Annotated in this window: 19 protein-coding genes; 9 read left to right on the forward strand and 10 right to left on the reverse strand. The window is 59.1% G+C overall.

Annotated features, from left to right (window positions below; all coding sequences use genetic code 11):
• Nucleotides 1-28 precede the first annotated feature (28 nt).
• The gene (locus tag AS189_RS17395; protein ID WP_062291760.1) at nt 29-826 is read right to left on the reverse strand and encodes a dioxygenase; all 798 of its coding nucleotides are present in this window, start codon (nt 824-826) and stop codon (nt 29-31) included.
• Nucleotides 827-1,019: 193 nt separating this feature from the next.
• Between AS189_RS17395 and AS189_RS20310 the strand changes: the two genes are divergently transcribed.
• Nucleotides 1,020-1,199 carry a hypothetical protein gene (locus AS189_RS20310; RefSeq protein WP_160320865.1) on the forward strand — a complete coding sequence of 60 codons (180 nt, stop codon included), beginning with the start codon at nt 1,020-1,022 and terminating at the stop codon, nt 1,197-1,199.
• A 381-nt stretch (nt 1,200-1,580) separates the two neighbouring features.
• Here the strand turns inward: AS189_RS20310 and AS189_RS17410 are convergent, their stop codons facing one another.
• The gene (locus tag AS189_RS17410) at nt 1,581-2,285 is read right to left on the reverse strand and encodes a FadR/GntR family transcriptional regulator (RefSeq protein ID WP_062291767.1); all 705 of its coding nucleotides are present in this window, start codon (nt 2,283-2,285) and stop codon (nt 1,581-1,583) included.
• A gap of 160 nt (nt 2,286-2,445) precedes the next feature.
• On the opposite strand from AS189_RS17410, the gene AS189_RS17415 reads away from it, so the two are divergent.
• Both AS189_RS17415 and AS189_RS17420 read left to right on the forward strand, forming a co-directional pair.
• Nucleotides 2,446-3,915, forward strand: coding sequence for a four-carbon acid sugar kinase family protein (locus AS189_RS17415; RefSeq protein ID WP_062291770.1), 1,470 nt, complete (start codon nt 2,446-2,448; stop codon nt 3,913-3,915).
• 26 nt (nt 3,916-3,941) lie between these two features.
• Nucleotides 3,942-4,844 carry an NAD(P)-dependent oxidoreductase gene (locus AS189_RS17420; protein ID WP_062291771.1) on the forward strand — a complete coding sequence of 301 codons (903 nt, stop codon included), beginning with the start codon at nt 3,942-3,944 and terminating at the stop codon, nt 4,842-4,844.
• Between the two features lie 144 nt (nt 4,845-4,988).
• Here AS189_RS17420 and AS189_RS17425 read toward each other — a convergent pair whose 3' ends face one another.
• The gene (locus tag AS189_RS17425) at nt 4,989-5,675 is read right to left on the reverse strand and encodes a DUF6308 family protein (protein WP_062291774.1); all 687 of its coding nucleotides are present in this window, start codon (nt 5,673-5,675) and stop codon (nt 4,989-4,991) included.
• Nucleotides 5,676-5,840: 165 nt separating this feature from the next.
• On the opposite strand from AS189_RS17425, the gene AS189_RS17430 reads away from it, so the two are divergent.
• On the forward strand, nt 5,841-6,803 hold the full coding sequence (locus tag AS189_RS17430; protein WP_062291777.1) for an RNase H family protein: 963 nt from the start codon (nt 5,841-5,843) through the stop codon (nt 6,801-6,803).
• Nucleotides 6,804-6,831: 28 nt separating this feature from the next.
• Here the strand turns inward: AS189_RS17430 and AS189_RS17435 are convergent, their stop codons facing one another.
• Nucleotides 6,832-7,143: a hypothetical protein gene (locus AS189_RS17435; RefSeq protein ID WP_062291780.1), complete on the reverse strand. Its 312-nt coding sequence runs from the start codon at nt 7,141-7,143 to the stop codon at nt 6,832-6,834.
• A 341-nt stretch (nt 7,144-7,484) separates the two neighbouring features.
• Here AS189_RS17435 and AS189_RS17440 point away from each other — a divergent pair, with 341 nt between their 5' ends.
• From AS189_RS17440 to AS189_RS17450, 3 genes are all read left to right on the forward strand, one after another.
• Complete coding sequence (locus AS189_RS17440) at nt 7,485-10,007, forward strand: sigma-70 family RNA polymerase sigma factor (protein ID WP_062291783.1); 2,523 nt, start codon at nt 7,485-7,487, stop codon at nt 10,005-10,007.
• Nucleotides 10,008-10,138: 131 nt separating this feature from the next.
• On the forward strand, nt 10,139-10,618 hold the full coding sequence (locus tag AS189_RS17445) for a DUF6941 family protein (protein ID WP_150116786.1): 480 nt from the start codon (nt 10,139-10,141) through the stop codon (nt 10,616-10,618).
• A 114-nt stretch (nt 10,619-10,732) separates the two neighbouring features.
• The gene (locus tag AS189_RS17450; RefSeq protein WP_062291791.1) at nt 10,733-11,533 is read left to right on the forward strand and encodes a TspO/MBR family protein; all 801 of its coding nucleotides are present in this window, start codon (nt 10,733-10,735) and stop codon (nt 11,531-11,533) included.
• Between the two features lie 33 nt (nt 11,534-11,566).
• Here AS189_RS17450 and AS189_RS17455 read toward each other — a convergent pair whose 3' ends face one another.
• A complete protein-coding gene (locus AS189_RS17455; protein ID WP_062291793.1) occupies nt 11,567-13,084 on the reverse strand; it encodes a SulP family inorganic anion transporter in 1,518 nt (505 codons plus the stop codon).
• A gap of 201 nt (nt 13,085-13,285) precedes the next feature.
• Between AS189_RS17455 and AS189_RS20315 the strand changes: the two genes are divergently transcribed.
• Together AS189_RS20315 and AS189_RS17460 are read left to right on the forward strand one after the other, a co-directional pair.
• The gene (locus AS189_RS20315; protein ID WP_160320866.1) at nt 13,286-13,453 is read left to right on the forward strand and encodes a hypothetical protein; all 168 of its coding nucleotides are present in this window, start codon (nt 13,286-13,288) and stop codon (nt 13,451-13,453) included.
• 84 nt (nt 13,454-13,537) lie between these two features.
• Nucleotides 13,538-14,149, forward strand: coding sequence for a PH domain-containing protein (locus tag AS189_RS17460; RefSeq protein ID WP_062291798.1), 612 nt, complete (start codon nt 13,538-13,540; stop codon nt 14,147-14,149).
• A gap of 63 nt (nt 14,150-14,212) precedes the next feature.
• Here the strand turns inward: AS189_RS17460 and AS189_RS17465 are convergent, their stop codons facing one another.
• From AS189_RS17465 to AS189_RS17485, 5 genes are all read right to left on the reverse strand, one after another.
• Entirely contained in the window at nt 14,213-15,919 is a 1,707-nt protein-coding gene (locus AS189_RS17465; RefSeq protein WP_062291801.1) for an ABC transporter family substrate-binding protein, read from the reverse strand.
• A 103-nt stretch (nt 15,920-16,022) separates the two neighbouring features.
• Entirely contained in the window at nt 16,023-18,134 is a 2,112-nt protein-coding gene (locus tag AS189_RS17470; RefSeq protein ID WP_062291804.1) for an ABC transporter ATP-binding protein, read from the reverse strand.
• Nucleotides 18,127-19,053 (reverse strand): ABC transporter permease, encoded by a 927-nt coding sequence (locus AS189_RS17475; RefSeq protein WP_062291807.1) that lies wholly within the window; start codon nt 19,051-19,053, stop codon nt 18,127-18,129. Before AS189_RS17475 ends, AS189_RS17470 begins: the two co-directional genes overlap by 8 nt.
• Nucleotides 19,054-19,055: 2 nt before the next feature.
• On the reverse strand, nt 19,056-20,039 hold the full coding sequence (locus tag AS189_RS17480; RefSeq protein ID WP_062291810.1) for an ABC transporter permease: 984 nt from the start codon (nt 20,037-20,039) through the stop codon (nt 19,056-19,058).
• Nucleotides 20,040-20,578: 539 nt separating this feature from the next.
• Complete coding sequence (locus AS189_RS17485; protein ID WP_062291813.1) at nt 20,579-21,802, reverse strand: ROK family transcriptional regulator; 1,224 nt, start codon at nt 21,800-21,802, stop codon at nt 20,579-20,581.
• Between the last annotated feature and the right edge of the window lie 34 nt (nt 21,803-21,836).

Raw genomic sequence — 21,836 nt, forward strand, 5'->3', positions numbered from 1 at the left:
CACTCCGGGCTGTGGCCACACAGCAGGTTTACGTGAGCGACCACGAGCGTTTGGAGAGCCCGAACCAGAAACCGTCAATGGCGGTCTTTGCCTCAATGCCGCCGGATTCGTAAGCCGCGCCAAGCGCCACATAGAGCGGCGCCCAGTGTTCCGAGCGCGGGTGAGCTTCGCGGGCGGCCGGGGCCTTGTGCAGGAAGTCCAGAATTGAATCCACATCACCGCGGGCCATGGCCTCTTCGGCCCAGTGGTCGAATTCGCTCGACGCAGCAGGAGGTGCGGTGTCCGGCCCGGCCGCAGGGTTGAACCACGCCAAATTATGCGTGGTAAATCCGGATCCAACGATCATGGTGCCACGCTCACGCAGCGGCGCCAACGACTGTCCCAGCACAAACAGGCCCTGCGGATCCAAGGTGGGCATCGACATCTGCACCACCGGGATATCGGCATCTGGAAACATTTCCTTCAGAGGAACATAGGCACCATGATCGAGACCGCGAGACTCGTCACGCTCCACGTGGTGGCCGTGGGTGCCAGCCAGGCGGGCCACCTCGTCGGCAAGATCGGGCGCCATTGGCGCATCGTAGCGCACGTCGTAGTAACGCTGCGGGAAGCCCCAAAAATCGTAGACAAGTTCCTGCTTGTTGCGTGAGGCACTCAGCGTGACTGGCGCATTCTCCCAATGCGCGGAGATCATCAAGATGTCCTTGGGTTTTTCCATCGTCCCCGACCATGCTGCCAACTCGGCAGTCCAGGTGGCGTCGTCGGCAAGTGGCGGCGCGCCGTGTGAGAGAAAAAGTACCGGGGGAAGCTCTGCTGAAGTGGTCATACAGCAAGCATACCTCAATATTAGTTGATGCTTCAAGTAAAATGAATGGACGACGGCGCTCCCCTCGCCTTTTGGCGGGGCGAACGCCTTGTCCACGATTGCCGCGGCAGCCGCAACGCTGAGAGCAAGAACCCCGTTGTCGTCGGCCATGACCAGGTCACCGAGGCTAGCGCTAACTCCTCAGCTGGTGACCGTGACGCTGATGGCACTGGATGAGAATGTGTCGTTCTTTCATGGCGCCCCCTTCCTGCCCAGCTCCGAGCGGTACCATGAACTCCGCCTCGCGTACGGCGCCGTCCCGGCCAAGAAGATTGTGACGGGCGTCCAGCGCCTGGCCACGGTCATCACTGTAGCCATCACCACCCTCAGATAGGGGCGGGGACCATGCCACACTCCTTAAATGTCAGACCCACTCGGTAGGCTGAAATTGGTTTCACGGTGAAGCTGAATTTCACACAAGGGAGTGCGTTATGAAGGTTAGTGCCTATCACTCGTCCAACCAGTCGGATCCTGACGTTCACCACGTCCACATCGACTGCCCAACGGGCCAGCAGATTCCGAGCCGGAATCGACTGCCCGGCACGGGCGGGTACCCCCGCTGCAAGCAGTGCGCCAACAAGGGTTGAGTTAGCTGCGTTCATGCCTGGCAGGGAATCCTTGCCAGGCATGAACGCAGTCCGCAATAGGCGGCAGCCATCGCCGCCAACAGCGGTAGGCGAGCCGGCCGCCGTCGTCCTTTATTGTGGTGGAGCCCTTACTGCGAGCGCAGCACGTAGCTCTTCAGGTCATCGAGCGTTTGGGCCATGTGGTTGTCCATGGCGACCCGGGCCAACTCCGGCTTTCGCTTGCTGAGCGCCGTCAAAATGGCCCCGTGCATGGCGATGGCGTTGCTCTGGATCTGCGGAACCTGTGACGTTTCGGCGCGACGGCTCTCCAAAATGCGGTGCAGGGGGTCAAAGAGCACCGACACGAAAATATTGCCGGACGCCTGCAAAATGATGTCGTGGAATGCGAGGTCGGATGCCACGAACGCCGGCACATCAGACGCCTCATGGGCAGCCTTCATCTTGCTGAGCTGCTGGCCCATATCTTCGAGGTCTTCATCGGTGATGCGCGACGCTGCCAGTTCACAGGCGCCGGTTTCCAGCATGCGCCGCAGCTCAATCAGCTGGACAGCCACGACGGCGTGATCCTCACCCTCCGAGACGGCCCGGAGCACGGCGTTGAGGGAACCCCAGCTGGCGAGGGGGTTGACGAATGTTCCGCGCCCCCGCTCCACCCTGAGAATGCGCTGCGCGACAAGGGTCTTCATGGCTTCGCGAACCGTCATCCGGCTCACTTCATGTTGGGAGCTCAGCTCCAGTTCACCCGGGACTAACGAGTTCGGCGCGAACTCACCGGCGACGATTCGGTCCAGCAGATCATCAGCCACCACATCGGTCAATGACTTGCGTGCCATGATTCCCTTTCCCCACACGAATGAAACTACAGTTTAGGGCCTTCTTGCCGGGCCTTCCGGTAGTGGCTTGCAAGCTTGACGTGTCGTGTGCCACACTAGCATTCAAATGTTAGATGTCAGACATCTTACAAAAGTATTCCCCACAAAGAGGTGTGAAGAAATGATCCTTGAATCCGAACTCCTGGCTGCTTACCCGGCCGAGGTCTCCGTACCGGCGGCTCTGGTTTCTGCCAAGGTTGCCGCCGCAAACCGAGTGCTCATTGTGCTCGACGACGACCCCACCGGAACTCAGTCGGTTGCCAACCTGCCAGTTCTCACACAGTGGGACGTTGCAGACTTCGATTGGGTCTTCGGCCACCGGATTGACGGAGTTCTGGCCAAGGCTGTGTACGTTCTCACCAACACCCGCAGCTTGGATCCCGCCGAGGCTGCGACCCGGAACGAGGAGATTGTTCTCAACGCCCTGACTTCCGCCCGGAACGCAGGCATTTCTGTGGGCTTTGTCAGCCGCAGCGATTCCACACTCCGCGGACACTTCCCCCTCGAGCCGGACACCATTGCCACAACCATTGCCTCCCAGAATGCTGGAACCATTGACGGTGTTGTTATTGTCCCGGCCTTTCCCGACGCCGGCCGCATCACCATTGGCAGCATTCATTACACCCGCGGCGGGAACGGCACGCTCATCCCGGTAGCCGAGACCGAGTTCGCCAACGATGCCAGCTTCGGCTTCACGCACTCCTCCCTTGCGGACTACGTGGAAGAGAAATCCCAGGGCCGCATCCCTGCCTCCCGGGTCATCACCCTGGACCTGCCCCTGATTCGCCGCGGCACCCCCGTTGCCGGAGCCACGGCCATCGCCGACGCTCTCGAGGCAGCCACCGCCTCCACCCCGATTGTGGTTGACGCCGTCACAGAAAATGACCTGCGCGTCCTCGCGCTGGGTCTGGAAGAATCCGAGCGCCGCGGAAAGTCCTTCATCTACCGCGTTGGGCCGCCGTTTGTCCGCGCCCGCATTGGTCAGGAAATCCACGCGCCACTGGCACCGGAAGAAATCTTCCACGCCGACCGCACCGTTCCGGCAGGTTCGGCTCGCGGCGGGCTGATAGTGGTGGGTTCCCACGTGGGCGTCACCACCCGCCAACTTAAAGCCCTGACCGATGCACACCGCTCGGCCCGGATCGTTGAGATCGATGTTCAAAAGCTACTGGCCGACGACGGCGCCACCCACGTGTCCGACGTCGTCGCCGACATTACCCAAGCGCTGGCAACGGGTGACGTGATTGTCCATACCAGCCGCCTGCTGATCAAATCTGACGACGCCGCAGCGAGCCTGTTGATTGCCCGCACAGTCTCGGCCGCCGTCGTCGATGTGGTCAACCAAACGCTCAAGGCCACTCCCCCACGCTTCGTTATCGCCAAGGGTGGCATCACGTCTTCGGATGTGGCTGCGCACGGGCTGGAAATTCGCCACGCCATTGTTCGCGGGCCCATGCTCCCGGGCATCGTTTCACTCTGGGAACCCGTGGACGGCCCGGCCGCTGGCATTCCCTACATTGTCTTCGCCGGCAACGTTGGCGACGATCAATCCCTGGCCGACGTCACCCGCAAGCTCAGCACAACGTTCTAAACGAAGAAATTTTCAAGGAGACCACCATGAACAACGATTACACCGTCGCAGTATTGGGGCTGGGTGCAATGGGGCTGCCCATGGCTACCCGCCTGGCATCCAAACTCACCGTCAATGGCTTTGATATCGCCGAGCCTCGCCTGAAACTGGCCAAAGAGGCTGGCATCAACACCTTTGATTCCGCGCAAGCAGCAGCACGTGGGGCCGACGCCCTCCTACTGGCCGTTCGTAACAGCGAACAGCTCGATGAGGTCCTGTTCGGCGTCAACGGCGTAGCCGCCGTCCTGTCCAAGGGCTCAGTGGTCATCCTCACCAGCACCGTGGGCACCGAGGCTATTCCGGCTACTGTGGCACGGCTGGCCGATTTCGGTGTGGAACTTGTTGACGCACCGCTGTCCGGCGGCCCTGTCCGTGCAGGTGAGGGCGATCTGCTGATTGTGGTTGGCGCTACGCCGGCAGCCCAGCGTCAGGCTGCCCCGGTGCTTGAACTGCTCGCTTCCACCCTGTCCATTGTGGGCGATAACCCCGGCGACGGTCAGGCGCTCAAGACCGTCAACCAGCTGCTTTGTGGTGTGCACATTGCTGCAGCCGCCGAGGCTCTGGCTCTGGCTGATGCCCTGGGTCTTGACCAGGCGAAAACTCTGGCCGCCCTCGAAGCCGGAGCCGCCGGTTCCTTCATGCTCTCCAACCGTGGACCTCGCATCCTGGAGGCCTACACCGAAGATGGCGCCGAGGTGCTCAGCCGGCTGGACATCTTCGTCAAGGACCTGGGGATCGTGGGCAAGGCAGCCCGCGCAGCCGGACTGGCCGCACCCGTGGCCGCAGCCGCAGAACAGCTCTTCCTCTTGGGCCAGGCACAGGGATTGGCTGCAGAGGATGACTCCGCTGTCATCAAGGTTCTTGCCCCGACCCAGCGCCACACAAGCTAAGCCCCGTAACCACACAACGCCGTGTCAGAGGAGCCCTCTTAAACATGGACTCCCTCATGGCAAGTACGCTGGGAACCCTCAGCACCCGGTGACCACAACGTCCACACAATGCGCAGGCCTCACCGATTCGGTGAGGCCTGCGCATTAGTCCCGGTGGCCGGCGCCAGACTTCGACGTGGCCAGATTCTTGCCGTGCTTCCAGAGCACCACGTCCATGATGCGCAAAGCCGACGCGTCAGGAGCAACTGCCGATTTCTCCTGTATTTCCTTTAGCCGCTCGGGCAGTCCTGAACCGTCAGTCAGTAGCTCGTGCCACGTGCTCCACTGCTTGTTTGAATTCTTCAGACCCATCAACGGGCCCACCACGGAATCATAAATCGGAATCAGCCGAGGGCGCTTTCGGGCCATGATCTTGCTCGCTCTGGTCTGGCCAATGCCCCACCACTCCGCATCAGATTGACGCAGGAGCCGCCAGAGCTGGACGGCCGCACTATCGGTGCCCAACGTTGAGGCGAAGTCCTCGGCCGATACCTTGGCAAGGTCAAGGTCAGACGGGATCTGTTCTAGCAACTCAGAAATCTTGTCCTTGTGGGTTTCCAGAATTCCAATGGCTGCCGGTGCGGGGACGTCAACGGACAAGAACGTGACGGCAATCAGGTCATCGGCTGTGATGGTGTTGACCACCTCAGATGCATCACCGCCACCCATCCATGATTCGAAGCGGGCACCAGTCTGCACTTCGCCACGCTTGTAGGTCTTGGTGTAGTACTCATTGACCAGCGCTGCGGCCTGCTCGACATGGGCGGAATCTAGGATCTTAGGTAGCTTCATGATCTCAATGAACCATAGGGGTCCGACATCGCAAGATTGTTACGACCCCGAAGGGCGACATTCCCCTAACGCTCTGCATGGTCGCCACCCCGTCTGCTCACAATGTCAGAGCCTGGCCCTAGGCTCGCATTCAATAGCCACATCGACGATTCGGGGAGTGCCACCATGGACAGCAGCAGCGCATCAGCAACGGTCGCGACACCCAGCCGAAAGCTACCGCTGCCCGGGCCTGGGCTCCTTCGCCTGCGGCCAGCCTTCGTGGAAGTTGGGGCCCGGCACGGCATCACTGCCGCGGTGAAGTTCCGTGGGGGCCGGTGCGTCTGGGTTGTTACGCGGACTCAGGGACCGGACGTTGTGGACATGCATATCGGTTCCACGTTGGTGCCGAGGATCAAAGACCATTGTGGCGGTCAGCTGGCAGAAATTCTGGCTGCCATCAAGTCGCTCCAATCAACTGTTGAGGTACCCGTCTATGCGGACACTCTTGCCGGTCTTCTAGAAGCGGCTGGTGTCACTGTCAGCCCTCTGTACGCGCCCGGGGCAGCTACTGCGGCCATTGAGAACGCGGTTCCCGAACACCTCGAATCTCTGCTCACCAATCTAGTCATCGCCACTGATGCGTCCAAGGGATCCCGCAGCTCGTGGCGAGGCCATGGCTGGGTCATGGACTTCGGCTTGGGCAGCCCTCTCATCTTGGGGCTGCGGGCCAGTCAACATGGAAACATCCTGGCGGCCGAGCTGCACTCCATTCACTTAGGACTGTTGGCCGCGCGTTCCCGGTTCTCTGGGACCTTGGACGGCCGCTGCGCCGTCACTGTTCTCTCCGATAATCAGACAGCGGTCAACGTTCTCGCCAACCCGTCCTCTCTTCCCTCCGGCCTCAACGCTGCGTGCCGAGCAGAAGTAGCCGGCATCCGTGCTCTGACGCAGAAGTCACTGGTGGCGTTCCAGTGGGTCAAGGGACACGGGAGTAACGACCTCAACAACACTGCTGACCGGCTCGCTGTTCTGGCCCGCCGCGCAAAGGAAGCGGAGCTGACTTCCAGCCAACGGAACGTGTTGCTGTGCAGTATTCAGGAGTCGGTTCTGGGGCTGGCTGGCCAAGGCTCGCTGGCCCTGGCGGCGTAGGGTTTTTGCGCGGGGCTTAGGCGGTGCCTCAGTTTTTTGCCGGGATATCCAGATTGGTATTGGAAAAAGCCCGCACAGACGCTTTCCCCTTGAAACTTTCCCACACTTCAACCGCATTTTCCGTGACGTGAGCAGTGCCGGCGTCAGCAGGAACATCTAGGTGGTCGTTGGGAACCCATTCACCGTCGCGGCGATACAGGCTGGTACCAGCAGATTCGTCCGTTTTAGTGAGGCGAATGGCACGACCGTTGGCACCGGTTAAGTAGTGCTTCACCTCGCTTGGCACGTAGTGCTGGCGCGCGTCATAGGAAAAGTACGGTTCATCATCGAGGTGCTCCATGGATGAATCCAAGGCCCCCGGGTGCGCCAAATGGTCTGTCGAGCTCGTCCAACCTCCGGTCTCTGCGAATTGTCGCCGCGTCGCCCGTAGGCTTCCCCAAGTTGCGTCCATAGTCCACATAGCATGTCCATTCTCGGCAGGCCATCCATGCAAAGTTGCAGGATGTCTGTTGATTCTCACCGGAAGAATCTGGCCCGTCAAACGCGTTCTCGAAACTTTTGTAACTCTCGGTTTGTCAAATCAAGAGTTACAAAAGTTTTGTAACTCTTAAATGTCAGACCCTCCTCCTAGCCTGAGACCACCATCATGTTCCGGTGGATCGCGTAGGAAAAGGAGTCATCATGACACAGGTAGTGGACACACCATTGGCAAGTGCCGACGAGGTCCGTCATGACACCTTGCCGCCCATCCTACGGAGCATACCTGCCGCAGCCGATTACGGTTTCCTCTACCCCTGGCAGCAGGAGGCGCTCGACGCCTGGCATAACAATGCTCGCCGTGGCGTCATTGAGGCTGTCACCGGTTCCGGCAAGACACGCCTCGGTGTTGCGGCTGCTCATGAGGCTGTCCGGCAGGGCATCAAAGTACTCATTCTGGTCCCCACCGCAGAGCTCCAGCGTCAATGGCTCGCTACCCTCAAGCGCGATTTTCCCTCCGCATCCACGGGACTACTGGGCAACGGTGGCAAGGATTCTCTGGACGATGTGGATGTCCTCATCGCCATCGTGCACTCGGCAGCTACGCACCAGACACTGCGTGCGCACAAAGCCGGGCTACTGATCGCCGACGAGTGCCACCGCTACGCTGCTCCCCTCTTCGCCGCGGCTCTGGGGCAGGGATACAACTGGCGTTTGGGATTGACTGCCACGTATGAGAGGAACGACGGCGGCCATCACGAAATGTTGTCTCCCTACTTTGGCGGAGTGGTCTTCAACCTTTGGTATGACAGGGCGTTGCGTGACGAGGTTATTGCCCCGTTCGACATCGCTCTGATCGGTGTTGAGCTCACACCAGCTGAGCGGGCCAATTACGACGAGTTCTCCGACAGCATGTCCGAGGCCGCCCGTTATCTGAAGCAGTACGCCAATGTGCCACCACTTCCATTTCCCGCGTTCATTGCCGCAGTCGCTGCACTGGCAGCTTCCGCAGGGCTCACAGCCGAGGCTGGTCTGGCCCGCAAATACATGAAGGCTATGTCCGCACGCTTGTCGCTATTGGCCGAAACCAAGACCAAGGGGTTGGTGCTGGCCGCTCTGCATCAGCCTGTTGCAGAGTCCGGAGGAACACTGGTTTTCACCCAGACCCAAGCCTCAGCTCGTAGCGCCCAGGACATTTACCGCACGGTGGGATGTTCCGCCACAGCAATCTACAGCGGCATGCGGCCCGAGGAGCGCAAGCAGGGACTCGTTGATTTCAGCAATCGCGATGCCCAAGTATTGGCTGCACCACGCATTCTCGATGAAGGCGTAGACGTGCCCGAGGCAGATTTGGGCATCATCGTGGCCGCCAATCGCAGCCAGCGCCAGATGGTGCAGCGGCTGGGCCGTGTGATCCGTAAAAAGAAGGACGGGCGTGTTGGTCGACTCGTGGTGCTGTTTGCGATCAATACAGTGGAAGACCCTGATGTGCAGGGGGAAGAATTCCTGGGCCGCGTACTTCCCTTTGCGCGTCGCTATGAGTTCTTTGAAATCGTCACCGATCTGCAGGAGATCGAAGATTTCCTGAGGTATCCGGAAATTGAAGTCTCGGCTGATGCCCCATCGGCTGGCGGTGAAGGTCAGGCAACATCCGGTGATGAGAATTCCACTCCATCGCCGCAACTGGAACCAGACGCTGTGGTTCCGGAACCGGCTGCTCCCCTGTTTGAGCTGCCGGAGGACGACGATGATGAGCCGGCCGAGTTGTTGGCCCACATTACAGGCCTGACGGACGATATTGTGGCCGACTATCTCAAACGGATTGGAAAGTTTCCTCTTCTTGACGCAGCTGCCGAGGTGGACCTAGGCCAAACTATCGAGGCTGGTTTGATGGCTACCTACAAATTAGAAAACTGCGTGTTGGGCTCCCGCCGCGAACGCCATGACTTGGAAAAGCTGGCCCGGCTTGGTGCCAGTGCCCTTGAAACGATGATGAACGCAAATCTGCGGCTCGTTGTCTCCATTGCGAAGAAGTATCTGGATCGGGGCCTCGATTTTATTGACATCATCCAAGAGGGAAATCTGGGCCTGCTGCGCGCCGTCCATAAGTTCGATTACACCTTGGGCAACAAGTTCTCGACCTACGCAACCTGGTGGATCCGTCAAGCAATTACCCGCGCTATTGCAGATTTTGGACGCACCATCCGTGTTCCAGTTCATATGACGGAACAGATTAACAAGCTTCTTTCCGTGCGACGCCACCTTTCGGTGGAGTTGGGAAGGCCTGCAACTCCAGAAGAATTGGCTCACCAACTGGATTCAACCCCTGCAGATGTTCGCAAGATCATGAAGTACGCGGCCCCAGTGTTCTCCTTAGACATGCTTGTTCCCGACGGTCATGGCGGATCCGAACCACTGTCAGAGCAAATGTACGACCCGCTAGAGGCAACCGCTCACGAATACGCCGAGCGCACCGACATGCTGGCCGCCTTGCATAACGTCCTCGATACCCTCAGTGCGCGCGAGGCTGGAGTTCTATCCATGCGATATGGCCTCGGCGACGGGGAACCCAAGACCCTTGACGCAATCGGGCAGGTCTACGGCGTGACTCGTGAGCGCATCCGTCAGATTGAATCACTAACCATGAAGAAGCTCAGGGAACCCGGATACTGCACATCACTTGAGAGCTTCTTAGATATTCCGACGCCCGAGGAGCAGGTGAGCTAAGCACCCAAGGTGAGCGTCCGGCGTCGAACTTCACAGGCATAGTTCACAGACGCCGCGGGAAACGAGGTCACCGCACGTAAGGACCTATGGTTAAGGAACCAGCCGGCCCTGAGCGCTATGGAGAATTTCGCATGACAATGAGTTCAAGCAGTGGCAGCGGCACGGTGTTGATCGCCGACTTTGTGAATGTGGACGCCGCGGGCAAGGTCAATATTATTGGCGGCGGGATCCAGTTCCTCGGTTCAGATCCGAAAACCGGGCTGACAGCGCCGTTTGCCGTGTACGTGAATATTACCGTCACCATTCCCTCGTTTGAGGAGACCTCGGCCGCGGTGGAGGTACTGCTGGTGGACGCCGATGGGCAGCCTGTCACCCTTGGCGGGCCCGAGGGCGAGAACACCATAATGTTCCAACAAGACGTGGATTTTCGCCATCCTGCCAACCCTGAGATCCAACAACCGCCCATGGGGTTCCCTGGGACCTCAAATATTGTGCTGAACTTCCCCGGCGGGCTGCCGCTGCCACCGAGTGCCACGTACGAATGGGTGGTGGTGCTGGACGGTTCGCGGCTTACCTCGAGCACATTCTTTGTGCCCGGAGCGGCAGAGTAGGCCCTCATTTATCTGGCCAGCGGACTAGTCCACATTCCTATGCAAACGGACGGTTAAGTGCTGGAAAGTTTCAACTCCATGACGCAGAGCCCGCCCGGACGCTAGGGTGGAAAGATGGACCAGACACCAGCAAAGAACGACACCCTGCGCCAGATAGTTGTTGCCGCAAGCGCCCTGGCAGCTATCATCGGCTCATTCATTGGCTCTGGCGCGGCCGGGGGCACCCAAATTCAGAACGCCTCCAACGGGGCGCTTTCAGCGGATTCAACGCTCATTGCACCGGGCGGTCCGGCATTCTCCATTTGGAGCGTTATCTACTTGGGACTGGTGACCTACGCTGTGTGGCAGTTTTTGCCCAAACAGAAAACCGAGCACAGGCACCGCTTGTTGGGCTACCCCGTGGCAGCATCACTACTATTGAACGCCGCATGGATCCTCAGCGTTCAATTCGATCTGCTGCCGTTGAGCGTGCCGATCATTGCCGTCTTGCTAGCCGTACTTGCCTACATTTTTGTGCTGATCCTTCGCCACCGGCCAACCAACACCGTGGACGCCATCATCACAGATGGCACCATGGGCTTGTACTTGGGCTGGGTCTGTGTGGCAACAGCAGCAAACATTTCCGCCGTCTTAGTGGCCGCTGGCTTCAACGGCTTCGGTCTGAATCCCAACGCCTGGGCAGTCTTTGTTCTGGCAGTCGCTGCTGCCGTTGGAGTTGCTCTGGCGATTTATGGCAAGGGCCGTCTGGCTCCGGCCGCATCATTGGGCTGGGGCCTAGCCTGGGTAGCCGTGGCTCGTTTCAGCGGTGAGCTGCTGTCAACGCCTGCGGCTATAGCAGCTTTGGTGGGGGCCATCGTGGTAGTTGCATTCACCTTGATCATCCGTTTGCGCACGGTGACCACCAGCGCACGGTGAGGCAGGCGCCGCAGAACTTCCACTGATGAAGGGTTAGTTCCCGCCCAGTTTCCCGGCGAGGCGCTGGTGCATCGCAACACTGGCGTCGTTCAGGCCCACTATCTCCACGTCCTTGCCGTGGCGGCGGTATTTATCGGTGATGGCGTCCAAGGTGGCGATGGTGGAGGCATCCCAGAGATGGGATGCGCGCAGGTCAATGACCACGTGCTCCGGATCAACGGCGTACTCGAATTGCGTGTACAGATCGTTTGAGGAGGCGAAGAACAACTCACCGTTGACCACATAGGTGACGCTCTCCTCGCACTCACCGTCTTGGAGCACCACTCGCTCCACGGTGACAAAGTGCGCCACGCGCCGGGCAAACAGGACCATGGCCAGCACCGTTCCGGTACCAACGCCGATGGCCAGATTGTTAGTGGCAACCGTGGCGATAACGGTGGCCACCATGACCAGCGTTTCGCTCTTGGGCAGTGCTTTGAGAGTGCGCGGGCGGATGCTGTGCCAATCGAACGTTGCCCAACAAACGAAGATCATGACGGCCACCAGCGCGGCCATCGGGATCAGCTGGACAATATCGCCCAGCACCACGACCAAGAGCAGCAAGAAAACACCGGCGCAGAAGGTAGAAATCCGTGTGCGGGCGCCTGAGGCTTTCACGTTAATCATGGTCTGGCCGATCATGGCACACCCGCCCATGCCGCCGAAGAAACCGGTCACAATGTTGGCCACGCCCTGACCCCAGGCTTCACGGGTCTTACTGGAGCGGGTGTCAGTGATGTCATCCACCAATTTGGCTGTCATGAGCGATTCCAGCAGGCCCACGAACGCCATGGCCAGCGCGAACGGAAAGATCACCTGCAATGTTTCGAACGTGAACGGAACATTGGGGATGAGCGCTGTGGGAAGCGAATTGGGCAGATCCCCCTTGTCACCGACGGTCGGCACCACCATTGAGGTCAGCACTGTCACCGCTGTCAGCACCACGATCGCCACCAACGGCGCCGGCACCACTTGGGTGAATCGCGGCAGCACAAACATGATCAAGAGGGCCGCGGCCACCAGTGGATAGACCAGCCACGGAACGCCGATGAGTTCCGGCAGCTGCGCGATGAAGACCAGAATAGCCAGTGCGTTGACGAAGCCCACCATGACCGATCGCGGGACGAACCGCATCAGCTTCGCCACACCAGCCAGCGCCAAGACGATCTGGATGACCCCGGCCAGGATCACACAGGCAATCAGATAGTCCACGCCGTGGCTCCGCACCAACGGAGCGATCACCAACGCCACCGCCCCCGTTGCAGCCGAAACCATGGCTGGCCGACCACCCGTGAAGGCAATGGTCACCGCCATGGTGAAGGCCGCGAACAGTCCAACCCGCGGGTCCACGCCAGCAATGACGGAGAAGGCGATCGCTTCGGGAATCAACGCCAGCCCCACCACCAGGCCACCCAGGACTTCCGTCTTCAACCTGCGCGGAGACTTCAGAGTGCCCCACACGGATTGTAGTTGCTCCGGTGTTGGGGTGGCCGTTGCTGTTGTGACGGCCATGACTGGCTCCATTCAGGCTTGATCGATGGGGCGGATCACCGGTCCGCAAACAATGCGAGCCAGATCTGATCCGAGTCCCGGGCGAGCGAAAATAAGCCGGTTGCCGGGCTTCTCTACTTTAACGCACGGCAGGAGCTTGGGCGTTGCCCTGGCTTTCCTTGACCTCTAGCAGTGCCGCATCCCCACGGCTAAGGTGAAAGCATGAGCAAAAATCCAGATTTTGACGAGAAAGACCTGACCCACGAATCCTCTGCCAAGGATCCACTGGCAGAGGTTTACACCGAGATGATCAGCCCGGACATTGCAGAGATCAATGAGCACGCCGAGGAATTGGCCAAGGAAGCTCAAATAGAGCCGGACTCACTCTAGGAATCATGGCGCCGGGACGCCCCGCCACGCTTTCTGGGGATAGCCGGAACGGGCTTGATAAAAGTCTGGCATTCTAGAAGGACCATGGAATCAGCCTCCGACGCCCCGCGTACCGTGTCCGTCTATTCGACCCCCACCCGCGTGCTCGCCGCCGTGGGGCTAGCCATCTGTGCAGCCCTCGCCGTGAACCTGATTATGGCCGGCACTCCCGGCTCCATCTGGCATTTTTTGCCGTGGCTCTTGTTTGTCGCGTGGGGCATGTACGTTCTCCTCTGGCGCCCCTGCCTGTTGGTGCGCCCTGACGGTCTGAGGGTGCGCAACATCCTGCGCGAGCACACCATCCCGTTCAGCGAACTGATTTCCCTGCGCGTGATCCACACCGTCACCCTGGAGACCACCTCCGGGCGCATCTCCAGCTGGGGCGCACCGGGCGCCGGCAAGATGGGCCCACGCTTCGCCAGAACTGGCCCTGCCAATCTGCCCTCACTCCCCCACACCCAAACTGTCATCCAAAATCAGTGGGATCTTTGGGAGCGCAGCCACAGCCTGATGATGCACGACGCCGAGACCTCCTCCCAGCCTTCCCCTGTCTCCCAGCCCGGTCACCCCAGTAAGGTAACGAGCCGCTGGAACGTACCGGTCGTCGTCGTGGGTGTCCTTCTGGTGACTCTGGGTGTCATCAGCACCCTGAGCTAGAACGCAAAAGTGAGGCCCGGCCGGCTCTTCACGAGCGGACCGGGCCTCACTAACGGTGGCTACTTAGGACTTGAAGCCCACCGTGGTCCAGTCAAAGTCCTGGAACTGCGCGGCTCCGTAGTTGACCAGGCCCTTCTTGACGCCATAGGTCTTCGGGACCGGAGTCAACGGGATGACGGGGACGTAGGCAAAGATGGCCTTGTCGATCTCGTTGGCCAGCGCAATGCGCTTTTCAGGATCGAGCTCAGCATTGGCCTTGGCCCACAGATCCCCCAGCTTTTCCTCGGTGATTCCGGTGAAGTTCTGCTCGGAAGCAACCGGGTAGAAGATCGATTCGGTTGAAGAGATCGGGTAAGGCGTGCCAACCCATGAGAAACCAGTCAATTCGAAATTCTTCGGTGTGACGTAGTCAGAGAAGTACTTATCGGACGGAACCGAATTGTTCTTCAGAGTCACTCCAACAACCTTCAGATTGGCCTGGACCTGCTTGAAGATCTGCTCTGACACGGGGTTGTTGGCCGGAAGCGTGTAAGTAAGGGTCAGCGCTGTGCCGCCCTTGGCCAGAGTTCCGTCGCTGCCTTTGGCATATCCAGCGTCTTTGAACAAGGCCTCCGACTTTGCAACGTCATAACCAATGGCGGCCGTTCCATTGTCCTCATAACCCTTCTGACCGGGCATGAAGATGTAGTTGTTCTGATTCGTTATGGGAGCACCAATGGGGCTCAATCGGCTAGCTGCGATGGTGTCACGGTCAATGGCATGCGCAACGGCCTGGCGAACCTTCACATCGGCCAACGGGCCCTTGGAAGCATTCAACGTAATGTGGCTCCACGTCACACCGCCGGACTGCTGCATTACACCGTCTTCACGCTTCTTGGCGGTGTCATAGTTGTCCTTGCTGGTGCCAACGATGATCGCGTCGATTTCCTTGTTGGCGTAAGCCTGAGCTAGCGAGTCACGGGCCACAACCTTCATGATGATCTTGTCCAGCTTGGGCTTCTGACCCCACCACTTGGGGTTCGGTACCAGCGTTACAACTTGGGCAGTGGTGTCAATCTTGGACACAACGTACGGACCATTGGAAGGCATGGGCTTTGTTGCATAACCGGTATTAAAAGCCTCGGGCGTGGAAGCAACGGATGCCGGCAGAACCGATCCCTTGTTGCCCAAGATGGACATCCAGTCTGCATTCTTGTTCTTGAAGGTGATCTTGAAGTTCTGATCCGAATCCTCGCGGGTTACAGATTCAATGTCCTTGAAGACGTTATCTGCAGCATTCTGGAACGCAGCGTTGGAGCCATTGTTGGCCTTGACGGTTGCATCAAAGTCCTTGTAGCTCATGGGGGTGCCATCTTCCCAGACGGCCTTGGGGTTCAGCTTGATTTCGACAACCTCGGGGTCATCACTGATGAGCTTGACCTCCGTGGCGTAATCAGGGTTGACCTCCCAAGAGCCGTCAGCAGTGATCCGAACGGGACCTCCGCTTGTGGGGTCAAGCACGGAGGTACCTGCCTCATTTGCACCGTCTGCCTGCAGGGCGTTCCAGTTGTCCGGCAGCTGATCCACAGCCAAGGTCAGAGTTCCACCGGCTTTGACTGAAGCGTAGTCTGCAACTTCCCACGAAATGGTGGGAAGTTTTGCAGAATCTGCCGCACCCTTGCTGCTGTCAACAGTGTTCTGTGTATTTCCGCCGCCGCCAGCGCTACAGCCAGTGACGGTGAGAGCAAGCGCCAGAACGCTCGCCCCCAACATTTTGTTGATGTGTTTCATTTGTTTCCTCCCAGTGGGTGAACCCCCGCGTTGCAGATCTTGCAATCCGAGTGTTCTGTGGTTTTGGTGCGTCCGTTGGTTTTAGTAGGCCGTTAGCCTCTGCTTAAGCAGGAGTCATGAGGTCTATGTGTTCGGCGTGATGGCAGGCTACGTCGCTGCCATTGACTGAGCGATTTTGAGGATCGATGGTGCGGCATTTCTGTTGTCCGGCCTCGTCCATGAGCCGGTACAGGGGGCAGCGGGTGCGGAAGTTGCAGCCAGTGATGTCCTCGGTGGGGCTGGGTAGATCACCATCCAGAATGATTCTGGTGCGGCTACGCTCTATGGCTGGGTCAGGGACGGGCACGGCGGATAGGAGCGCCCGCGTGTAGGGATGTTGAGGGTTATCAAAAATGTTCTCTGTGGGACCGCTTTCCACAATCCGCCCCAGATACATGACGGCCACGTCGTCGGCAATTTGCCGCACCACGGCCAAGTCATGGGCCACAAACAAATAGGACAGCCCCAGCTTTTCCTGAAGATCTTGGAGCAGGTTGATGACGCCGGCTTGAATGGAAACATCCAGCGCAGACACCGGCTCATCCAGCACCACGATCTTGGGATCCGTCACCAGCGCACGGGCAATGCCGATACGCTGACGCTGACCTCCGGAGAACTCATGAGGATAGCGCGATGCCATGGACGGATCAAGGCCCACGACCTCAAGAACATCGGCCACCTTTTTCAGGCGCTCCTTGGCAGAAATTCCATGAACAGAAAGTGGCTCACCCACAATGTCTTGGACCGGAAGCCGCGGATCCAAGGACGCCATGGGGTCCTGGAAAACCACTTGAATGTCTTTACGCAGCGCCCGGCGTTCTTTAGCCGAAAGGCTCGCCACATCACGGCCATTAATCACCACCTGGCCAGCTTGGGGTTTGGCCAATTCCAAAATCTCCATGATGGTGGTGGATTTGCCACACCCCGATTCACCCACCAGGCCCAGCGTCTTGCCGGCCTGGATCTGGAAGCTCACTCCGTCCACAGCACGCACGGTACCAATGGTGTGTTTGAAGATTGAGCCCTTGGATAGTGGGAAGTGCCTTTGGAGTTCGGAAACGACCATGACGTTTTCCGGAGGAACCTCGGCGCGTTGGGCGGCGGCCACGGGCTCCGGCACAGGATACAAGGTGCTCCTGCTCAGTTCGCCACTGGCAATCTCGGCTACCCGCAGGCAGGCGGAGGCATTCAACGGTTCATTGTCGATCATGGTCAGCGGTGGCTCCGTAGTGCGGCACGCATCAATGACAGCAGGGCACCGGGGAGCAAAAGGACAGCCTGGCGCCAGGTTGCTCAATTGTGGCGGGCGCCCTTCCAACGGGACCAGGCGGGTATGGCCGGCCGTGGCAAGGTTCGGCATGGAACGCAACAGCCCAATGGTGTATGGCATAGACGGAGCCCGGAACACTTGATCCACCGTGCCGGTTTCCACAATTCTGCCGGCATACATGACGGCGAGCCTGTCTGCGTTGCCTGCCACCACACCAAGATCATGGGTAATCAGCACCACTGCAGCGCCGGTCAGATCTTTCGCCTTTTGGAGCACCTCAAGGATCTGCGCTTGAATGGTGACGTCCAACGCCGTGGTGGGTTCATCGGCGATGATCAGGCGAGGGTTGTTAGCGATGGCAATGGCAATCATGGCGCGCTGACGCATGCCGCCGGAGAACTCATGTGGGAAGGCCTGCGCGCGGCGCTCGGGGTTGGGTATGCCCACAATTTTGAGCAGTTCCACGGCGCGGGTGTTGGCGGCAAGCTTGGAGAGTTTGCTGTCATGGAGTTGGAGTGCTTCAGCGATCTGTGTGCCGATGGTGTACACCGGTGTCAGTGCGGACAGCGGGTCCTGGAAGATGATAGAGATTCCCTGCCCGCGCAGCTTGGACAGCTCTTTATCACTGCGGCCCAGCAGGGATTTTCCTTCGAAGAGGATGTCTCCGGAAATCTTGGCCGATGAGGGCAGCAGACCCATCACTGCTAGCGAGGAAACAGATTTACCGGATCCGCTCTCCCCCACAATGCCAAGGAACTCACCCTTGTCCACGTGGTAGTTGACGCCGCGAACGGCGGTGACTGCCCCGCCAGGTTGAGGGAAGGTGACATGGAGATCGCGCACTTCCAAGAGATGGTTGGAGGGCTTGAGCGGTGTGGTTGTTGCAGAAGTAAGAATGTCAGTCACGGTTGACTCCGGAGGTAGGGTCCACGGCGTCGCGCAAGGCATCGCCAACAAGGCTGGCCGAGAGCACCGTAAATACGAGGATGGCCGCGGGGAAGACGAAGAGCCAGGGTCGGGTTACGGCCGCGCCTTGGCCTGCGGAGAGCAGCGTCCCCAAGGAGACATCTGGGGCTTGGATACCAAAGCCGAAGAAGCTCAGGGTGGTTTCGCTCAAGATGGCACCGCCAATACCCAGCGTCGCATCGATGATGAGCAATGAGGATACGTTCGGCAAGACGTGGCGGCGAATGATGGTCCACGTATCTACACCCATAAACCGGGCTGCCTTGATGAAATCGCGTTCGCGCAAGGATTTGGTTTGTGCGCGGATCACGCGGGCCATGATCATCCAGCCGAAGCCAGCTAGAAGGAATATCAAGGCAACCCATGACAAGCCCTTGAATGCACTACCAATCAGGATGAACAGGAACAGGCTCGGCAGAACCAGCAGCAGATCGATGAGCCAGACAAGTACCCGGTCCCACCAACCGCCCAGGTATCCTGCCACTGCGCCCACGATCCCGGCAATGATGGCGGCCAACGGGCCCACCAAAAGACCAATGATGAGTGACTTGCGCAGGCCAACAATGGTTTGTGCGTAGATGTCCTCACCAATATCGCTGGTACCAAACCAGTGGAGGGCCGATGGGCTGGAACCCATGTTGTAGACATCAAGGTCCGTGTAATTCCAGGCATTGGGAGCTAAGCCAAAAATGGCCCACAGGATGATGACGCCAAGGCCCACAATGCCTACCCAGAACCGCGGTGTGCTCCGCAGCCTGGAGATGACTAATTTGAAACGGGATACCGGCTTCTTGGATCTAACAACGTCAGGATTAGCAGCGGTTACATCAGGAACGGAAACTTCTTCAAGCATGGACATGGCTACACCCTCACTCTCGGGTCAAGGGCGGCATAGACAACATCGGCGAGGGTTCCGGCAATCAGAATCAAGATGGCATTGAACAAAATGGCTCCGGTGAAAGCGTTAATGTCGCTTTGTTGGATGGATTGCACCAGCATCTCGCCCATGCCGTGCCAGCTGAAGACCAGCTCGGTGACGGCGGCACCGGCCAGGACGGTGGCGAAGGAGTAGGCAAAGTACGTGGACATGGGGATCAAGGCCACCCGGACTCCATGGCGGACAAGGGCCGAGCCCCGGGTGCGGCCCTTGGAGCGGGCCGTACGGATGTAATCCGCCGAGAGCACATCAAGCATGGCGCTGCGCTGATATCTGGAGTATCCAGCGGCGCCCATGAGGGCTAAGGAAATGGTGGGCAAAAGCAGGTGGGCTGCGCGGTCCCAAGTGTGGACCCACCAACTGCCTTCCAGCCCAGCAGTGTATTCGCCGGTGAAGTTGATCAACTGGATGCCCAGAACGTTGTTGAGCGAGGTTGCCGCGATCATCAGCAAGATGCCGATCACAAAGGACGGCATGGCCAAGATGGTGAAGGAGCCATAGGAGATGACTTGATCGCTGAGCTTGTACTGCCGAACAGCACCCCAGACGCCCAGGAAGACGCCGATCAGTGCGGCGATGATGGTACCGAGTATCAGGAGTCGCAGGCTGGTGCCGGCGCGTGCCGTCATCTCGGAGATCACGCTGGTGTTGTGGATGGTATCGCCTAGGGAGCCGTGGGTCACCAAATTCACGATCCAGGCCCAGAGCCGCTCAATGACAGGGGTGTTGGGGTTGACGCCCAGGCCGTCCAGGATGGCCTTGATGGTCTCATCCGAGGGGCGGGGATTACGGCCAAGGTATCTGCTGGCCGGGTTCAAAATCAGGCTGGCTAAAACGTAGGCACTCAATGTGGCGATCGCCGACAGGATCGCGTAATTGATAAACCGTTTTGCGATGAAGCCGATCATGGAATCAGCCTCCGCAATGCAGCGATGGCAACAAGATGCGACCTCCGCTGCGTGGGTGAGTGCAGTGGCATTAAGTCATCCTTTTGAGCTAGCTCGCAGTGGCGGCCATGGGTGACGGCCGGACCTCGACGAGGTTTTCTTGGTCTTTGAGGGAGCGGAAATGTTATCCCCCTCACACTCGTTCAGGCCAATCTACAGCAGCTTACAGTCCGTTTGGTGCAGTAAATGGGGGTCCTGTCCAAAAGGACTACTCATCAGTAACGTTGTGCTTTACAGCAATTCCGCCAGAATCCGCGAATCATCGCAAAAGTGGACTCGGCGCAGTTATCGAACTGTAACCGAAGCGTTACACGCATGACATGCCCGGACTGAGAGCGGGTTCACGGGATGACGGGGACAACTAATCCACGCGGGCGGAGTCGGTATTTCAACTAAAGTGGCGTCTCTAGATGGGCATGACAATGAGCTGGCCCAAGACACTGATCTCGAGCCAGCCTCACGGTATGGGGCCCAGTTACGGGAGGGCTCGGCACCCTGGCTCAGCTGGCTTTGCCCAACGCTTTGTCGATGCTGGCCGGATCGGCAAGCATGGGGGCAAACGCCAACTGTGCGGCCCCAATCATGAGCAGGTCCAAGCCGAGCTCTGCCCTGGCAAACCTGACATCTTCGCGTGGGCCCATCAAGGCCCTGTCACGCACGCCGGATTCCAACAGTTCCGGGGCTACTGCATAGAGCGTGCCAAGGAAACCACCCAGAATGACAAGCTCGGGGTTGAAGATATTCACGGTGCCCCGCAACGATTCCGCGAGGAAGCCGATCTGACGGTTTACCAGTTCCAGCACAGCAGCGTCAGGGCCTTCCGCTCTGGCGAACTGGGCGGTGAGAACACTCTCCAGCTGCTCACTATCTGCGGCGTCCAAGGCAACGGCTGCCAGCAGTGCGGATTGCCGAACTTCCGTGTCTAGGCAACCATAAGCGCCACAGTGGCACAGAACCCCGCCGGAGTTCACCAGCGAATGACCAAACTCTCCCGCGAACCCGCTGACACCGGGGTACAAGGATCCGTTGATGACGATGCCACCGCCAATGCCGCTGGCTCCTCCGTTGAGGTAGATATGATCATTCGCCTCACGGCCGGAACCGAAGGTGCTTTCTGCGGTAATTCCGGCAGAAGCATCGTTCGCCGAGACAACGGGCAAGCCCAAGGCATCGCTGAGCATTGCCGAGAAGGGCACATTGTGCCAGTCAAGATGCGGAGCAACAACCACCTCACCATCGTCAGCTCTGACCAGGCCCGGGACTGCAACCCCAACACCAACAGTCCTAAATGACCTGTCCAGCTCACCACGCATCCCGGCAACTACAGCTGTGACAATGTTGACCACTTCTTGGGGAGTGGGGACGTGTGCGGTGTCGTACCTGATTCTTTTGAGCACCTCGCCAGAGAGGGACACCAGACCAATGGTGACAGCATCAACTTCAGGATTGACGGCAATGGCAACAATGTCGGGGCGCGGAACAATGATGGCACTGGGCCGCCCGGCATGGCTCGCAGCGTCCGGCTCCTGCTCAACTACCAGACCCAGCTCCACCAGCTCGGCCACGAGGCCGCCTACCGTGGAGCGGTTCAGCCCGGTCACCTTGGTGACTTCGGCACGGGAAACCCTGCCCCGGACATGGGCCAGGCCCAGCACAATGGCTAGGTTATTACGCCTCACGTCATCGAGATTGTTGCCCCGTTGAGCCGGGCGTGCTTGATCCATGGATGCCACTCAATTCACCTCTTTCACTGCCAGT

The sequence above is a fragment of the Arthrobacter alpinus genome, from assembly GCF_001445575.1.
Classification (GTDB): Bacteria; Actinomycetota; Actinomycetes; order Actinomycetales; family Micrococcaceae; genus Specibacter; species Specibacter alpinus_C.

Coding starts and splice junctions, on each gene's coding strand:
- AS189_RS17475 (WP_062291807.1), bottom strand. CDS start 19,053: ATGTCCATGCTTGAAGAAGTTTCCGTTCCTGATGTAACCGCTGCTAAT.
- AS189_RS17460 (WP_062291798.1), top strand. CDS start 13,538: ATGGAATCAGCCTCCGACGCCCCGCGTACCGTGTCCGTCTATTCGACC.
- AS189_RS17425 (WP_062291774.1), bottom strand. CDS start 5,675: ATGAAGCTACCTAAGATCCTAGATTCCGCCCATGTCGAGCAGGCCGCA.
- AS189_RS17410 (WP_062291767.1), bottom strand. CDS start 2,285: ATGGCACGCAAGTCATTGACCGATGTGGTGGCTGATGATCTGCTGGAC.
- AS189_RS17450 (WP_062291791.1), top strand. CDS start 10,733: ATGGACCAGACACCAGCAAAGAACGACACCCTGCGCCAGATAGTTGTT.
- AS189_RS17485 (WP_062291813.1), bottom strand. CDS start 21,802: ATGGATCAAGCACGCCCGGCTCAACGGGGCAACAATCTCGATGACGTG.
- AS189_RS17445 (WP_150116786.1), top strand. CDS start 10,139: ATGACAATGAGTTCAAGCAGTGGCAGCGGCACGGTGTTGATCGCCGAC.
- AS189_RS17415 (WP_062291770.1), top strand. CDS start 2,446: ATGATCCTTGAATCCGAACTCCTGGCTGCTTACCCGGCCGAGGTCTCC.
- AS189_RS17440 (WP_062291783.1), top strand. CDS start 7,485: ATGACACAGGTAGTGGACACACCATTGGCAAGTGCCGACGAGGTCCGT.
- AS189_RS17455 (WP_062291793.1), bottom strand. CDS start 13,084: ATGGCCGTCACAACAGCAACGGCCACCCCAACACCGGAGCAACTACAA.
- AS189_RS17480 (WP_062291810.1), bottom strand. CDS start 20,039: ATGATCGGCTTCATCGCAAAACGGTTTATCAATTACGCGATCCTGTCG.
- AS189_RS17395 (WP_062291760.1), bottom strand. CDS start 826: ATGACCACTTCAGCAGAGCTTCCCCCGGTACTTTTTCTCTCACACGGC.
- AS189_RS17435 (WP_062291780.1), bottom strand. CDS start 7,143: ATGGAGCACCTCGATGATGAACCGTACTTTTCCTATGACGCGCGCCAG.
- AS189_RS17465 (WP_062291801.1), bottom strand. CDS start 15,919: ATGAAACACATCAACAAAATGTTGGGGGCGAGCGTTCTGGCGCTTGCT.
- AS189_RS17430 (WP_062291777.1), top strand. CDS start 5,841: ATGGACAGCAGCAGCGCATCAGCAACGGTCGCGACACCCAGCCGAAAG.
- AS189_RS17420 (WP_062291771.1), top strand. CDS start 3,942: ATGAACAACGATTACACCGTCGCAGTATTGGGGCTGGGTGCAATGGGG.
- AS189_RS20315 (WP_160320866.1), top strand. CDS start 13,286: ATGAGCAAAAATCCAGATTTTGACGAGAAAGACCTGACCCACGAATCC.